The following is a 14801-nucleotide window of genomic DNA, read 5'->3' as shown; positions in this document are numbered from 1 at the left end:
GTTCATTGCAGGCGGTCTGTCACGTCCTGGATACCATCGGGATCTGCGGGCGTGGGTTGCGGGGGCGCGCCCTCTTCCGGTGTCAGGGGGGCGGCATAGGCCGGATCTTCCTCGAATTTCGAGGCGACTTCCCGGATTTCATCAAAACTGGCCTTGTACCAGTCCACCTGCGTATGGGTATGGCTGTTCACGACAAAACTCAGGAAAGCAGGGGAGGAATTCTCGACTTCGCCGTACAGCGTTTCGTCCTCGCCCCCTTTCGTATGGAATACGAAGTGACAGTTCACCGCGTCCGTATACCGCAGGAAGGTATGGTAGATGATGGTCGGCACGATTTCATGCATGGCCTGGCCGATATAGTAGGCCGGGCGCCGGCTGATAATGGCGGGCGTGACATTATCAAGTATGCCTTCATTTTCCAGCGCGCTGGCGCTGTCGGCAAAACGGGACTGGTCGACCGTAACCGTTACCCCGCAGCGGCGCACGTGATAGGCGCTGGTGATCGTAATCCCGAATTTCTCGTAATCAGGCAGCTTGTTGAACGCGGTCGTGGCCGCATGGGCTGTTCCCATCTGCGCCAGTGCCGCAATCACCAGCCATGCCGCGCGTCGTGGCATCTGTCTACCCATGTCCTTCCGCTCTCCCAGCTGCCCTGTCAGATGTATTTTACGCTCCCCTTATATCGCGTCCAATGAATATGGCGGCACACCGGGATGCGCCGCCATATATCATGATACAGGATCAGCCCGCCCCAGGCTGGCTGGTCCGCTCAGGACCGGTCCCAGCCCCGCAGCGCCAGCAGGGAGGGCGATCCCTCCATCCCCGCATGGCAGCCTGATGGCACGGCGATACTGGGCAGTGTCGCCAGCAGCATCATCCCCTGTTTGCGGTAGGCCGCACCAACCCAGCCCACAACGCGCTGGCGCAGTGTGCGGATCGGAAGGGGATTGGAAGAAGGGGAAAATCCCACGGCGGGGACAGGAGAAAAACTACGCATCAAGGCGTTTCCCGTGAGCCTAGCGGGCGAGACTGCCGCATGCTGCTCCTGCGCGCACGCTACGACGCAACCGGGGGGTTGAAAATACGATATTTTCGCAGATTTCCGGGGCCATCCATGCTTTTTTCGCAAAGCTTATTCCGGCAGGTGTTGCATGGAAAAGACACCTGCCGGAAGGGGCATGGATCAGATGCAGCCAACCTGCCAGGACGCGCGCCATTCCTGCCCCGGCCGCAGGTGAAATACACCCGGACGCGTGGAAAAATCGCCCTTGAATCCGACCGGGCTGGCCATGCCATGCCACGGTTCAATACACAGGAAATCACCACCGGGTTTCATCCAGATTCCCAGTTGCGGGAAGCCTTCCCATGTCAGGCGCAGACCCGGGCCATCCGGAATGCGGTAGGTCAGTCCCGTGCTGGCCAGTCGGTCCAGAATCAACGCATCCGCCGCAAACAGGGATTCATCCAGGTGCAGCACGCGTCCGCGCACAGGCGTGGGGAAGGAGTCGGGCAGCAGCAGCCCCCCCTTCAGTCGGCGCACGCCTTCGGGTTCGGGCTGGTCGAATTCAATGACGTGCCGGTCTTTGGGCACATCGGGCGACAGCGGCCAGACGAAGGCGGGATGCGCGCCCAGTGATGCGGGCAGGACACGCGTCGCATCGGGATTGGTCACGCAGTACCCAACCCGCAGCCTGCCCTGTTCAATGCGGTAGTCAATGACAAGGCTGAAGGCGAAAGGATAGACCCTGCGCGTCGCCTCCGTATCGGACAGTTCAAGGCGGCAGCCGGTCTCGTCACGTTCCAGCCAGCGGAATGTGCAGTCACGGGCAAAGCCGTGCTGGGTCATGCGGTAAGCCTGCCCGTCAACCCATGCCGCATCATCCACCAGTCGCCCCACGATGGGAAACAGTACGGGTGACTGCCGCCGCCACGGCTCCCCCCCGGCCCATAACAGGTCACGACCATTCGCACGCAGGGCGCACAGCTCCGCGCCATGGGCACGCACGCTGGCCGCAAGCCGGCCATCGCCAAATGTATGGGTATCTTCTGTCATGCTGGTGGCTCCATCCGTTCAGGTGATGGAGCCTACCATGCACGATCAGGGGGCGGACTGCCTATTCATGGGAAGCAGGGGTGGCACTCGCGGTTGCAAGGCCGGCCTTTTCTTCCGGGGTCAGGCTTATGGTCAGACGTTCGACCGAAAACGCCAGCCGCGCGCCCGTGCTGCGTGACGAGAACTTGATATGGATACCGTTGTTATTTTCCATGACGGCGGCACCCTTGCCCGCGCCGACCGTCGCCTCGCCCTGGACGGACCAGTATGTACCCTCGATATCCGCAACGCGGTACAGGTTATAGACGGTGCCAGTGGCATGGGTTCTGGAAAAGCCGATGGCCGCCCCCGAACCGCCGCGGATGCGGAAGGGGTAGTCATGTCCCTCGAACGTCAGAACACCTTTCCCCCACGACATTCCTGCCCCCAGATCGGCCGCCGACAGGGTAAAGGTAATCGTTGCCGTATTCTGCCCCAGCGCATCCGCAGCATGGGCACAGGTGAAAGGGGCGAGACCGGACAGGGACACGGCCGCCGCGACAGCGGCCAGAGATACTAGGCGCAAAAGCGGACTCCATGACTTCTGGCGGGCACAGTCACCCCGCGTCCTTACATGACCGACATGATTTCCATGTCATCCACTGCACTGTGCCGCACAAATAGCAGCCATGCAAACTATATCATGGACACGATCCCAATGACTTGCAGTTTATTTCGTTTCACCGGGACGGACCGGCGCAAGCTGGGCGCGGGCCTCGCCATTGGGCTGGGCGGCGGTGTGCAGGTTGACATAGACCTGACCGTTCTGAAGGGCCTCCGCCTGTTCAGATGACAGCAGGACGGACCCATGCTGGCCGGATTTGTAGGGGCCGGGAATGGGCACCAGCACGCCCGCTTCCTCCCCTGCTGGCGCGGGGCCGTGGAAATGGGCGGCCACCACAGGTCCGCTCAGCCCGGTCCATGTCAGGGTATATTTCACAAGGTTCGTGCGCGTGTTCAGCGTGGCCTGAACGGTGCCATCGGGCTGGCTGGTCGTGCCATGTTCAGGGGTGAAATGACCATCCAGCCGCACGGTGGCGGCAAGGGCGGGCGAGGCCACCACGATACTGGCGGCGACAAGGGCGGGCAGGGCGGGAAAACGGATCATGGCAACCTCCACCACAGGTCATGCCTGCGGGAAACATGTCAGTGTTGAAGTCATGTACAACGCCGGAAATGCACGATCGGGTGCATGATTCATAACGGTACGCAACATGAAACATGACCGGCCCGTGTTCCCTACCGGACAGCCGCACGCCCCCGTCAGGCGACGGGAGGACAGGGGATCACCAGGGATGGGAATCGGATATGAAACGCCCGGCATCCGTAATCATGCCAAAGGCATAATAACACGCCGCGACCCCCAGCAGCATCAGCAGGCAGGACATGACAATACGCATCCATGCCATGTGCCATTGCCGCAGCCGCACCGCAAGGACATTGCGCGACCCTAGCCCACACCCGTCCCGCCAGCCGCGCCATAGACCTGACCGGTAATGTAACTGGCCTCCGACGATGCCAGCAGGACATAGACAGGCGCCAGTTCCGCAGGCTGGCCCGCGCGGCCCATCGGGGTCTCGCCACCAAAATTGTGGATGTTTTCCTCCGTCTGGCCACCACTGACCTGCAACGCGGTCCAGAACGGGCCGGGGGCGACGGCATTGACGCGGATGCCACGGTGGACCATCTGCTTGGCCAGTGACTTGACGAAGGCGACGATCGCCCCCTTGGTCGCGGAATAATCCAGCAGGATTTCGGACGGGCTGAACGCATTGACCGACGCCGTGGCGATGATCGCGCCCCCGCGTGGCATAAGCGGGATGGCCGCCTTGCCCAGATAAAACAGCGCGTAGATATTGGTGCGGAACGTTTCATCAAACTGTTCGTCACTGATATCGAGGATAGTGTCCTGATGGTGCTGGCGACCGGCATTGCTGACCAGGATATCCAGTCCGCCAAGTTCCTGATGCGCGCGTTTCACCACGCTGTCGCAGTATTTGCGGTCCCGCAGGTCACCGGGCAGGGCCACGGCCTTGCGCCCGGCTGCGCGGATCAGGGCAATGACCTCACGCGCATCCGGTTCTTCCTGTGGCAGGTAGGCAATCGCCACATCCGCCCCTTCACGCGCATAGGCAATGGCGGCAGCCCGGCCAATGCCCGAATCCCCACCCGTAATCAGCGCCTTGCGCCCCGCCAGCCTGCCGGACCCACGATAGCTGGTTTCCCCATGGTCGGGCCGGGGCGTCATCTTGCCCGCAAGGCCGGGCCATGGCTGGGACTGCTGGGGAAAGGGCGGCCGGGGATAGGCGTTTTCCGGGTCCACCAGCGCAGGCGTGGGGGCCGCCATTTCCGCGGCATGGGACCGGCCGGCAGCAGCGGTAACAAGACCGGCTGCCGCAGCACCCGTCAGGATCTGGCGGCGGGATGAGGAATGGCTGGTGTCATCTGGCATGGCGGGATGCTCCGTATCATGGGCGGATCCATGGGACCGCATTCACGAATCTGAACAGCCCGCCCACCCCACGGTTGCATGAAAACCGGCCTTCAGGGCCGCCTGTGGATCAGGGCAGGGCTGCAATTCCGGTGATTTCGACCTTCCAGCGCGGATCGGCCAGACGGGCCTCAACCGTGGCGCGGGCAGGTTTGGCGGTCGGGTCCAGCCAGGCGTCCCATGCACGGTTCATCGCAGCCATATCGTTCATGTCGCTCAGGAAAATCTGTACCGACAGCAGGCGTGCGCTGCTGGTCCCTGCTTCCGCCAGCAGGGCATCGATCTGGCGCAGGATATCCGCCGTCTGGCCTTCGGCATCAAGGTTTGGGTCATCAGTCACCTGTCCGGCCAGATAGACTGTATGTCCATGCACGACGGCGCCGGTCAGCCGGTCTTCAGGTTGCAGGCGTGTGATGGTCATGGGCGGCTCCTTGATGTTGCGGCAGGGATGCCCGGCCTGATGGATCGCGAATCGGGCGGGACATGGAAACGGTGGGTAATATCGAAAAACCGGGCATGCGCCACAAGTTCGCGCACCAGTATTTCCAGATAGGCGGCACTCCACCCCAGATCGAGGCGCCGCGACAGGTTCCCCTCCCCCGCCACCCGCGCCCGCACGCAGGCCAGCGCCTCCGCCGCCTTGTGGGCCAGAGCAACAGGCGGCTGGCCCCGCCATGCGGCGAACCCCGCGACCGTCCGTTCCACGGCCTGCCGCGCATCGGGCGGGAGGCCGCCACGGTCCAGCATGCGCCGCAGCCGGATCAGGTTCAGCCCCACGGTCATGGCCGCCAGCACCCCGTCCAGATAGGCGTTGGTCTGGGCATCGGACATGGTGGCGGAATGCCGGACCAGACGTGCGAACCGGGCGGTCAGCGTGTTCACCCATGCCCCGGTATCGGGAATGGTGGCGGCGCGCGCGATACGCCGCAGGTCGCCCACCATCTGGCGGCGCATGCGCCAGCGTTCCGCATCCTGATCGAATGGCAGCACCAGCCGGAACACCAGCACGCTGCACCATATCCCCAGCACGACCGCACTGTTGGTATTGAAAAAGGTCAGTTCATCCAGCCGCGACTGGTTGCCGGGGTAAACCATGAACGGCAGGAAATTGTTATAGGGCGCCGCCGTCCCCACCGTACGGGCGTCACGCAGCGCAAGACCGCCCACCATCATGGGCACGAACAGCGACGCGACCAACGTTTCCCACACCGCCTGCCGCGGCAGCACGACAAACGTCAGGAGCGCCGCCACCACCACCGCCCAGACCGCCCCGCGCAGGAAGCCAAGGCTGTCCTGCACCGGGTTTTCATGGGCGGCGAACCGGCTGCATGTCACCACGACGAACATGGCGAAGGTCGCCCCGTCGGGCCAGCCCGTCACTTCCCACACCAGTCCGCCCATAAGGACGGCCCCGGCGGAGCGGACACCATTATGCCAGGCATCCGTCCGGTCCCGCCATGGCGGGGTGGAAAAATGGAAATGGTCATGCGCCGGGGCCGCCTGTGTCGCCGCCAGATGGACCAGCGCCGCATCCAGCCGGACCAGCAGCACACCAAGCGAGGCATTGAGGATGTACCCGTCCAGATGCGTCCGGGACCCCGCGGCATCCATGGGCGCCGGCCCGCTGACGGCAATGATGTCATTGACCAGCTGCTGCCGGCATTCCGCCCCCAGCATGCGGATGCGCGCGCGCAGGCCGGGCACGGCGGCAACGGGGTCGGGGCCGGCCATCTGCGCCTGCATGTCGGAAAACAGCGCCTTTGCCATGGTCAGCGGATTGGTAAAGGCCGGGGGCACGGCGCCTGCCTCGCGTATGCGCGCGGCCAGCCCCAGCCCGCGCGACATCACCACCGCCACCGCTGCCAGGGCCGCGCGCGCATGGTCGCCGGCATGGGTTCGGTGCTGCATTTCCACTTCACTGAACTCGATCTGGTCCGAAATGGAAAACACGGACCCCAGCAGCGTGCGCGACCGCAGGAACCCCGCGTCATGGCCCGCCATCATGCCCGTCAGGGCCTGCGCCGCCTGCCCCACGGTTGCCGCAACCCGGCGCGTGATCTCCCTGTGCGCGACATCGGCCAGGTTGGGCGCGAAGACCGACGCCAGCCCGCTTTCACACAGAATGCCCAGAAAGATGTAGGTGGACCGGGACAGGGCGATGGCAAACACATCGCGCGGATCATTGGCTGCGTTCAGGGCGATCAGGCCGCTGGTGAACGCCATGAGCACCAGCGCATAGGAATGGAAATTGCGCAGGAAAGTCGCAAACCCGCAGCATATTCCCACCCAGACCGCCAGCACCGGAAAGAACAGCCATGATGACTGGGGCATGGCCGCAATCAGGGCCACGCCCGCCACCGCGCCGCAGACCGTGCCCAGCAGCCGCCACCGCGCCTTGGACATGCTCTGCCCGCGCGAATTCTGGGCTACGATCCATGTGGTCATGGCCGCCCATTGCGGGTCGTCCATTTCCATCCACAGGGCAATGACCAGCGCCAGAAGGGCGGCAATGGTCGTGCGGAGCGCAAACCCGAAATCCGCCGCCCGCGGGGCATACAGCCACCGGAAACGGCGCAGCCAGCCACCCGTGACGCTAACCACGCAGGCAGCGGGCCATCGGTCTGTCGCCACCGGGGCGATCTGTATCACGCAGCCGTGTCATTTGCCCCGAATGGCAAGAATGACAGGATAAATCTATATGTTATAACATAAATAGTTTTTCATGATCCGTCCGGCTGGCGGAATGCGTTAAAAATCGTTCAAAACGCTTCGGAAAACACCGCCTTTTTGGAAAAAGGCGGTACCGGAAAACTTTTACTTATTAATTAACAGCCTGTTTTCACACAGCTTTCAGCGATGGCGGTACATTTCATATAATGCCACGGCCGCCGCATTGGACACGTTCAGGCTTTCCATATCACTGCTCATGGCAAGGCCCGCAATCTCGTCACAATGCTCGCGCGTCAGGCGGCGTAGTCCCGCCCCTTCCGCCCCCAGCACCAGAGCCACGCGGCGCTGGCTGAAGGACGCGCCATCCAGTATGCCGCCACCTGCATCCAGCCCCACCACCCACAGGCCACGGGTCTTGAGCGCATCGAGCACGCGAGACAGGTTGACCACACGGATCAGTGGCACGATTTCCAGCGCGCCGGATGCCGCACGCGCCAGGGTTCCCGTCTCATCCGGGGCATTGCGATCCTGCATCACGACCGCCACCGCACCGAATGCCGCAGCCGAGCGCAGGATGGCCCCCACATTACGCGGGTCCGTTACCTGATCCAGCACCAGAACCGGCCCCGGATGTTCCAGCACGGTATCCAGATCGGGCGGGGTCAGCACATCCGCCAGCAGCGCCATGCCCTGATGCACCGCATCAGGCCCGCACAGCGTATCAAGCCGTGCGCGTTCGGTGCGCACCGCCTGAATGGGGAAACCGCCTTCAAGCCGGGCGGCAAGGGTATCCTGCGCTTCGGCCGTGACCAGAAGCTGCCGCAGCTTGCGGGCCGGGTTTTCCAGGGCGGCCTGCACCGCATGCAGCCCGTACAGCCAGCATGTGCCGCGCGGGGCCGACGCAGCGCCGCGCCCCCCGCGCCCGCCCCGGTCGGATGCGGGACGGGTGGACGGGGCGGAATGGGGGGCGGCTGACGCGCCGCGACGACGGGGAGTGCGCATGTTCATGTCCGTTCTTTAAGCCCAACCGTGTCCTGCGTCATTCCCCCAAACCGGGAATGGGCGAAGTTTTTCATGCGGCCTATTGACACCCCCCGTCATTCCCCGTAATTACCCGCCAACCCGGAGGGATGCCCGAGTGGCTAAAGGGGGCGGACTGTAAATCCGCTGGTGTACGCCTACGTTGGTTCGAATCCAACTCCCTCCACCAACTACCTTTCCCGAACAATCACATACGGTCTCAAAACGCTGGTTTCCCGGCGCTTTTTGTGTTTTTCCTGTCCCTATTGTTCCCTATTTGTATCAGGCAGCATCCGCAAACAGCGGGTATGAAATCCGCAGGGAGCGGGTAAGGGAGGGAATCGGCATGCTGACCGACACGAATATCCGGGGGCCACACACCCCCAGGGACACGATGGCTGACACTGCGGGTCATCCGTGCCTGTCATGTCATCCTCATGGCTGGTCAGGCATGGGGGGGGACGGCACGATCCGTTACTTTGTAAAAACGAATATCCTCTCCGTCTCAAGATCATGTGAGGGCAGTCCCCCATGATCCCCGGCATGGAACCGCATCGGGCCATCAGGCGCTATGGCCTGTAATAACGATGACCGACCGGAAAGAGAGAAGATGCACAGATCAGTACCTGTCCTGACCGCCTGCCTTGCATTTGGTCCCGTCCTTGCCACCTCCACCCATGCGCAGGTGGTCGCATCCGGGCATCGTGACATCCTGCTGCAGGCCACTCATTCATGGAATGGCTCGGCATATGAAAAATATCCCACCACCCAGCCGGAACTGATGATGATCCGGCTGACCATTCCCGCCCACACCGCCCTGCCATGGCATACCCATCCCGTGCCCAATGCCGGTTATGTGCTGCAGGGACAACTGACGATCCATGACCGGGACAGCGGAAAGACGGAAACCTTTCATCAGGGCGAAGCGTTCGCTGAATCCGTCAATGACATCCATCGTGGCGAAAGCGGCGATACACAGACCGTCGTGCTGCTGACCTATGCCCTGACACCGGGCACGCAGCCCTCCATTCCCGCCAAGGGCGAAAAACCGGAATACTGAGATCGGGCAGAACAGAACTGACAGTCGAAACGTCGCATTCCCATGTAATAACACCCAGACGGGCCACAAAGCTGCCGCAATGTAATTAATGATACACTAACAGATTCGTCCTGACAGGCGGTACCGTACATGCCCCGACAACTATGGCCTGTCGGGCGGCGGCTACCCTTTATATTGTGAAAGACGCCATCATGCCGGACATCACACAGATTTCCTCTCCTCTTCTGGAGAAACTACCCATGGCCGTGATGATGGCGGATGTATCGGGTCGCGTCGTGTACGGTAACCCGCGCGCCTGCGCCCTGACCGGCTATACCCCCGCGGATCTGGCTGAAACGCGTCTGGGCTGGCTTTTCCCCGACCGGGCCGTCGATGTCGTGCCCCCGCTGGACCCGTCCCCATCGCAGGACAGGACCACGGCAGATGACGGCGGCGCCACCCTGCGCCGCAGGGATGGGCTGGGCGTGCCCGTACGCCTGTACCGTGACAGCATAAGCTGGGACGGCGCCCTGTATGAACTGGTTGCGCTGCTTGACCTTACGGAAGAAGAACAGGCGCGCGAGAATGCCGAAATCAGCGCCCTGATCGTGCAGGCGACGGACCGGGGCATTCTGGTGCTGGACCCACAATACCGCATTACGCATGCCAACCGCGCCATAACCGACCTGATGGGGATGGAGCCTGCGGCCCTGCATGACGCGCCTTTTGGCACCCTGCTTTCGGGGGGCGACAGCGATATCGCGACCCTGCGGCAGTTCCGCCAGCATCTGGCGCGGCGCACGGGCTTTGAACTGGATATCCATACCCGCGGGCGGCAGGGGCGGGACCTGTGGCTGCGTTGCGCGGTCACACCACATTATGGCGATGACGGACAGCTTGCGGACATTATCGTCATCCTGCACGACATTACCCATGACCGGCAGTTACGCGAACTGCAGCGCGACGTTGTGGAGGCGCTGACCGATCAGCTGTCCCTGCACGAACTGCTGGATTTCATGTGCCGCCGCATCGAACTGATCGCCCCCGACTGCATGGCGGCCGTCATGCTGGGCACGGGCGGCGTCCTGCGCACCGGCGGGCATGGCAGCCTGCCCATGCCGGTCCTGCAGGCGTTCGACGGGCTGGAAGCCAGCACGGCGGGCGGGGCCTGCGGCACCGCAATCGTCACGGCGCAGGAAGTGGTCGTGCCCGATTTCACGACCGAGACCCGCTGGCCCGCCCTGCGCACTGTTGCCGCGCGGCACGGGATTGCCGCGGAATGGGCGGTTCCCGTCATCCTGCGCAACGGGGACGTGGCGGGCAGCTTTTCCCTGTATTTCCGCACACCCGGTCAGCCGGGGGCATGGCACCGGCGCATTGTCGGCGCCTGCGTGCATCTGGCCATGCTGGCCATTGAACAGCAGCGCAGCCGGGATTCAATCATCCGCCTGTCCTATACTGACCGGCTGACCTGCCTGCCCAACCGCATGTGGCTCAACCGCCGCATGCAGGAACTGGCCGCCCGCCCACCGGCAGCGCCACTCAGCATCATGGTCATCGACCTCGACCGCTTCCGCAAGATCGTGCAGGCGCTGGGACAGGGACGTGCCGACCAGGTTCTGCTGGAACTGGCCACCCGCCTGCGCAACGCAATGGTGGGCCGCGACGTGCTGGTGCGCACGGAAGGCGATGAATTCGTGGTGCTGACGGAAGAAAATGCACCCGATGTCACCCTTCTGGCGGAACGGATCATCCATAACCTTGAAGACCCGTTTACCGTTGATGGCATTCCCGTCAGCATTTCCGGCAGCATTGGCATAAGCACCTTCAGCGGCGAAGGGCAGGATGCGGAGGAATCCCTGCGTCAGGCCTATACCGCGCTGGCGCAGGCCAAGAAGGCGGGGCGGTGCTGCTACCGCTTCTTCCATCCATCCATGAACCGGCAGGCGGATGATCATGTCATCCTGGCTTCCGCACTGCGTGAAGCCATTGCCGACAGCCGCCTGACGCTGGTGTACCAGCCACAGGTCAACCTGCGCACGGGCGAACTGCATGGCGTGGAGGCCCTGTCACGCTGGGATGACCCGGTGCTGGGCATGGTGTCACCAGGACGGTTCATTCCCGTGGCGGAGGAAACGGGGCAGATCCGCGCCCTTGGCGCATGGTCGCTGCGGGTCGCATGTGAACAGATGGCGGAATGGATCGCGCGCGACATTCCGGTACCCACCGTATCAGTCAACATGTCCGCCATCCAGTTCCAGGACCCCGAACTGGTATCGCAACTGGCGACCATCCTGCACCAGACCGGCGTGCCGCCCGAACGGCTGATCGTGGAACTGACCGAAACCGCCATGATCGAGAATTTCGACCAGACCGTGACCACCGCGACCGCCATCCGCAAACTTGGCATCGGGCTGTCGATGGATGATTTCGGCACCGGGTATTCCAGCCTGTCCAACCTGGCCAGCCTGCCCATAAGCGAGGTGAAGATCGACCGCAGCTTCATGAATGGCTTTGGCAGCACCGGCAACGTGCGGCAGGTGGTGACCGCCATCATCCGCATCGGGCACACGCTGGGCATGACCGTCATTGCCGAAGGTGTGGAAGACGCCGCGCAATGCGCGGGGCTGCGGGATATCGATTGCGATGTCGTGCAGGGATATTATTTCGGGCGCCCGATGACGACGGCATCCCTCGACACATGGATCAGGGAACGCAGGTCCGAAGCCGTCCCGGTCGCCTGACACGCGCCGTAAACGCGGGACATGCGCCGTCCCGTCCTGCCCTTGTCGTCCATATGGGGCGTGCCGCATGCCGGCATGGAAAAAGCCGCCACGATCCAGTAACAGTCCTGCGGACCCCGTTCGTGGGGCGTGCAATCCGTGGGGCGGCAGACCTTGAATTACAGACACAGCTATCACGCCGGCAATTTTGCCGATGTCATGAAACATGTCGTGCTGGTGGCCCTGATCGATGCGCTGCGTCGCAAGCCGTCCGCGTTTTCGGTCCTCGATACGCATGCCGGTATCGGCATGTATGACCTGTCGGGGCGCGAGGCACAGGCAACGGGGGAATGGCACGGGGGAATCGGCCGCCTGCTGGACGCCCCGCCCGACCCGGGGGCACCGTCATGCATGGGGGAATGGCTGGATATCGTGCGCGCCACGATCGCGGCGCATGACGGGCAGATGTTCTATCCCGGCTCCCCCGCCATTGTGGCGGCCATGCTGCGGCCGGGCGATACGCTGACCTGCTGTGAACTGCACCCCGAGGACCAGCGCAGCCTGCGCCGCCTGTTCCGCAGCAATCCCGCCGTTTCCGTACATGGTCGCGACGGATACGAGGCCGTCACCGCCCTGCTGCCCCCACGGCACGCAAAGCGCGGACTTGTACTCATGGACCCGCCCTTTGAACGGACGGATGAGTTCCATACCCTTGCAAAAGCCATCATCGCGGCCCGCCAGCGCTTTGGTAATGGCATCATCGCCGCGTGGTATCCCATCAAGCACCGCGCACCCACGCATGCCTTCCACAACGCGCTGAAAGATGCGGGGCAGCGCAACCTGCTTGCCCTTGAACTGACCCTGCGGCCACCGCTGGACCCGTCGCGGCTGAATGGCAGCGGGCTGCTGATCGCCAATCCGCCGTTCCGGTTCGAACAGAGTGCACGCGCCATCCTGACCACCCTGCGCCATTATCTGGGCGATGGGGAAACACACGCCGAAGTGGAATGGGTCGTGCCTGAATAAAACGGCCCCGGCCGCCTGTATGCCGGTAACTGGCGATGATAGGGTGGCCTATCCGTGTTTTCCATCGTCCAAGGTTTCCTTCATGCCCGCATCGTCCCCCCATATCGCCGTCATCGGCAGCACCAATATCGATTTCGTCGCGCATGTCGAACGCTTCGCACAGCCGGGCGAAACGCTGCATGTCCATGCTTCCACCACCGGGCTGGGGGGCAAGGGCGCCAACCAGGCCATCGCGGTGGCGCGGCTGGGACAGGACGTGGCGCTGGCGGGCTGGACCGGAACGGACATGCTGGCCACCATGGCGCGCACCACGCTGCAACAGGCCGGGGTGGATACGCACTGTCTTATGGAAGACCCCGCGGCCGGCACCGGCCGGGCCTTCATCACCATCAACCATGCGGGGGAAAACCAGATCCTTGTGGATGGCGGGGCGAACATGGCGCATGGGGCGGAGGCCTGCCCGCTGCTGTCACCCGTCCTGGATCATGCAACGCTGGTGATGATGCAGATGGAAATGCGCCACGCGCTGGTGCTGGCCATGGCCCGGACCGCACGGGAACGGGGCATACCCGTCATGCTGGACCCCGCCCCGGTTCCCGCGCGTGGCCTGCCCGCCGAACTGTACGCTGTGGCGGACATCATCACCCCCAACGAGCGCGAAACCGGCGACCTGACAGGCATCGAACCCACGGATGAGGCGACCGCCCTGCAGGCGGCACAGATCCTGCATGCCCGTGGCACGCGCACGGCCATCATCAAGCTGGGGCACCGGGGCGTCGTATATTCCGCGCCAGATGCGCAGGGGTTCGTGCCCCCCTTCCGCGTCAGGGCGATTGATACGGTGGCGGCAGGGGACTGTTTCAATGCAGGACTTGCCAGTGCGCTGGCCCGCGGGGCGGCCATTGGGGAAGCGGTGCGCTTCGCCGCCGCATGCGGCGCGCTGGCCACGACCCGCCCGGGGGCCGCGCAGGCCGCGCCCACCATGGATGAGGTGACAGACCTGCTGGACCGGCAACCCCCGGCCTGATCTTGCCTAATGGACTGTAAACGCTATAGTCCGGGCCATAAGTCAGCGGTCCCGTGCAAACGGGTTGGAAAGGGAATGCCGTAAACCCCGGCGGGATGTCATATCCGGGGGTGGAGTCGGCAGCTGTACCCGCAACTGTAAACGGAGAGTGTTTCATCTGCTGCCGCCCCTGCGGCAACCACTGGCTCCGGCCGGGAAGGGAGATGAAATGCAGCGACCCGTAAGCCAGGAGACCTGCCGCTGTCCTGTAACGATATCGTCGGGCGGGCTGACCGAAGATGGGCATGAGACATGAACACGACCAGCTAGCATTCCGTCACCCCGTGCCAGCAGTGGCCCGCCCGCCGGGCCACCCTTTTCCGGCCCCATATGGCCGGACCCATCCTGACGGGATGTCTTTTCATGAAATTTCTTTTTTCCGGCCCGGCGCGATATGGCCGCATGCGAACCCTTTTCCTTTCATCCGGCCTTCTGTCCTGTGGTCTGATCGGCACGTGCGGTTCCTACGCCCATGCACAGGTCCAGACACAGATTGCGCAGGACCGCGCCCGCCTGGGCAATTCCACCCCGCTGATCCAGCAGATCGACCCCGCCACCGTGCGCGATTCAGAACGCGCGCAGGCCGATGCGCAGCAGGCGGCGACAACAGATACAGGCGCGGATAACGGACTGGATACCAGCGGCAACCTGCTGGGCAACATGTGGGGCGCGCG

14 protein-coding genes, 1 tRNA gene, 1 pseudogene and 1 riboswitch are annotated in these 14801 nt (G+C 63.5%); of the genes and pseudogenes, 6 read left to right on the top strand and 10 right to left on the bottom strand.

Annotated features, from left to right (window positions below; all coding sequences use genetic code 11):
- Positions 1-2: 2 nt before the first annotated feature.
- From B7449_RS11535 to rlmB, 10 genes are all read right to left on the bottom strand, one after another.
- On the bottom strand, positions 3-617 hold the full coding sequence (locus B7449_RS11535) for a hypothetical protein (RefSeq protein ID WP_039732451.1): 615 nt from the start codon (positions 615-617) through the stop codon (positions 3-5).
- A gap of 152 nt (positions 618-769) precedes the next feature.
- Complete coding sequence (locus B7449_RS11530; RefSeq protein WP_010515241.1) at positions 770-997, bottom strand: hypothetical protein; 228 nt, start codon at positions 995-997, stop codon at positions 770-772.
- Between the two features lie 186 nt (positions 998-1183).
- Complete coding sequence (locus B7449_RS11525) at positions 1184-2053, bottom strand: aldose 1-epimerase family protein (protein ID WP_039732449.1); 870 nt, start codon at positions 2051-2053, stop codon at positions 1184-1186.
- A gap of 61 nt (positions 2054-2114) precedes the next feature.
- Positions 2115-2618, bottom strand: coding sequence for a hypothetical protein (locus tag B7449_RS11520; protein ID WP_071406631.1), 504 nt, complete (start codon positions 2616-2618; stop codon positions 2115-2117).
- 144 nt (positions 2619-2762) lie between these two features.
- Positions 2763-3200, bottom strand: a complete 438-nt coding sequence (locus tag B7449_RS11515) for a CHRD domain-containing protein (RefSeq protein WP_039732447.1) — start codon at positions 3198-3200, stop codon at positions 2763-2765.
- A 178-nt stretch (positions 3201-3378) separates the two neighbouring features.
- Positions 3379-3501: a hypothetical protein gene (locus B7449_RS23530; RefSeq protein WP_010515237.1), complete on the bottom strand. Its 123-nt coding sequence runs from the start codon at positions 3499-3501 to the stop codon at positions 3379-3381.
- A gap of 41 nt (positions 3502-3542) precedes the next feature.
- A complete protein-coding gene (locus B7449_RS11510) occupies positions 3543-4544 on the bottom strand; it encodes an SDR family oxidoreductase (protein WP_276325863.1) in 1002 nt (333 codons plus the stop codon).
- A gap of 109 nt (positions 4545-4653) precedes the next feature.
- Positions 4654-5004: a RidA family protein gene (locus tag B7449_RS11505; RefSeq protein ID WP_039732445.1), complete on the bottom strand. Its 351-nt coding sequence runs from the start codon at positions 5002-5004 to the stop codon at positions 4654-4656.
- Positions 5001-7232 (bottom strand): FUSC family protein, encoded by a 2232-nt coding sequence (locus B7449_RS11500; protein WP_235721026.1) that lies wholly within the window; start codon positions 7230-7232, stop codon positions 5001-5003. The genes B7449_RS11505 and B7449_RS11500 overlap by 4 nt, the downstream gene beginning before the upstream one ends.
- Positions 7233-7433: 201 nt before the next feature.
- Positions 7434-8261 carry a 23S rRNA (guanosine(2251)-2'-O)-methyltransferase RlmB gene (rlmB, locus tag B7449_RS11495; RefSeq protein WP_039732444.1) on the bottom strand — a complete coding sequence of 276 codons (828 nt, stop codon included), beginning with the start codon at positions 8259-8261 and terminating at the stop codon, positions 7434-7436.
- Between the two features lie 116 nt (positions 8262-8377).
- Between rlmB and B7449_RS11490 the strand changes: the two genes are divergently transcribed.
- The 6 genes and pseudogenes from B7449_RS11490 to B7449_RS11465 form a co-directional block, all read left to right on the top strand.
- Positions 8378-8463 (top strand) — tRNA-Tyr (locus tag B7449_RS11490).
- 420 nt (positions 8464-8883) lie between these two features.
- Positions 8884-9333 carry a cupin domain-containing protein gene (locus B7449_RS11485; protein WP_039732443.1) on the top strand — a complete coding sequence of 150 codons (450 nt, stop codon included), beginning with the start codon at positions 8884-8886 and terminating at the stop codon, positions 9331-9333.
- 191 nt (positions 9334-9524) lie between these two features.
- Positions 9525-12056 (top strand): EAL domain-containing protein, encoded by a 2532-nt coding sequence (locus tag B7449_RS11480; RefSeq protein ID WP_199858310.1) that lies wholly within the window; start codon positions 9525-9527, stop codon positions 12054-12056.
- Between the two features lie 153 nt (positions 12057-12209).
- Positions 12210-13061, top strand: coding sequence for a 23S rRNA (adenine(2030)-N(6))-methyltransferase RlmJ (locus B7449_RS11475; RefSeq protein WP_039732500.1), 852 nt, complete (start codon positions 12210-12212; stop codon positions 13059-13061).
- Positions 13062-13143: 82 nt separating this feature from the next.
- Positions 13144-14088 carry a ribokinase gene (locus B7449_RS11470; protein WP_039732498.1) on the top strand — a complete coding sequence of 315 codons (945 nt, stop codon included), beginning with the start codon at positions 13144-13146 and terminating at the stop codon, positions 14086-14088.
- A 29-nt stretch (positions 14089-14117) separates the two neighbouring features.
- A riboswitch (cobalamin riboswitch) is annotated at positions 14118-14344 on the top strand.
- 185 nt (positions 14345-14529) lie between these two features.
- A pseudogene (locus B7449_RS11465) lies at positions 14530-14801 on the top strand (carbohydrate porin); the annotation flags it as partial.

Origin of the sequence: Komagataeibacter intermedius TF2 (genome assembly GCF_000964425.1) — a bacterium.
GTDB lineage: Bacteria > Pseudomonadota > Alphaproteobacteria > Acetobacterales > Acetobacteraceae > Komagataeibacter > Komagataeibacter intermedius.
Note: the sequence above shows the minus strand (reverse complement) of the source record. Positions and strands in the feature narration are given on the sequence as shown.

Coding starts and splice junctions, on each gene's coding strand:
- B7449_RS11505 (WP_039732445.1), bottom strand. CDS start 5,004: ATGACCATCACACGCCTGCAACCTGAAGACCGGCTGACCGGCGCCGTC.
- B7449_RS11530 (WP_010515241.1), bottom strand. CDS start 997: ATGCGTAGTTTTTCTCCTGTCCCCGCCGTGGGATTTTCCCCTTCTTCC.
- rlmB (WP_039732444.1), bottom strand. CDS start 8,261: ATGAACATGCGCACTCCCCGTCGTCGCGGCGCGTCAGCCGCCCCCCAT.
- B7449_RS11535 (WP_039732451.1), bottom strand. CDS start 617: ATGCCACGACGCGCGGCATGGCTGGTGATTGCGGCACTGGCGCAGATG.
- B7449_RS11470 (WP_039732498.1), top strand. CDS start 13,144: ATGCCCGCATCGTCCCCCCATATCGCCGTCATCGGCAGCACCAATATC.
- B7449_RS11515 (WP_039732447.1), bottom strand. CDS start 3,200: ATGATCCGTTTTCCCGCCCTGCCCGCCCTTGTCGCCGCCAGTATCGTG.
- B7449_RS23530 (WP_010515237.1), bottom strand. CDS start 3,501: ATGGCATGGATGCGTATTGTCATGTCCTGCCTGCTGATGCTGCTGGGG.
- B7449_RS11525 (WP_039732449.1), bottom strand. CDS start 2,053: ATGACAGAAGATACCCATACATTTGGCGATGGCCGGCTTGCGGCCAGC.
- B7449_RS11510 (WP_276325863.1), bottom strand. CDS start 4,544: ATGCCAGATGACACCAGCCATTCCTCATCCCGCCGCCAGATCCTGACG.
- B7449_RS11485 (WP_039732443.1), top strand. CDS start 8,884: ATGCACAGATCAGTACCTGTCCTGACCGCCTGCCTTGCATTTGGTCCC.
- B7449_RS11480 (WP_199858310.1), top strand. CDS start 9,525: ATGCCGGACATCACACAGATTTCCTCTCCTCTTCTGGAGAAACTACCC.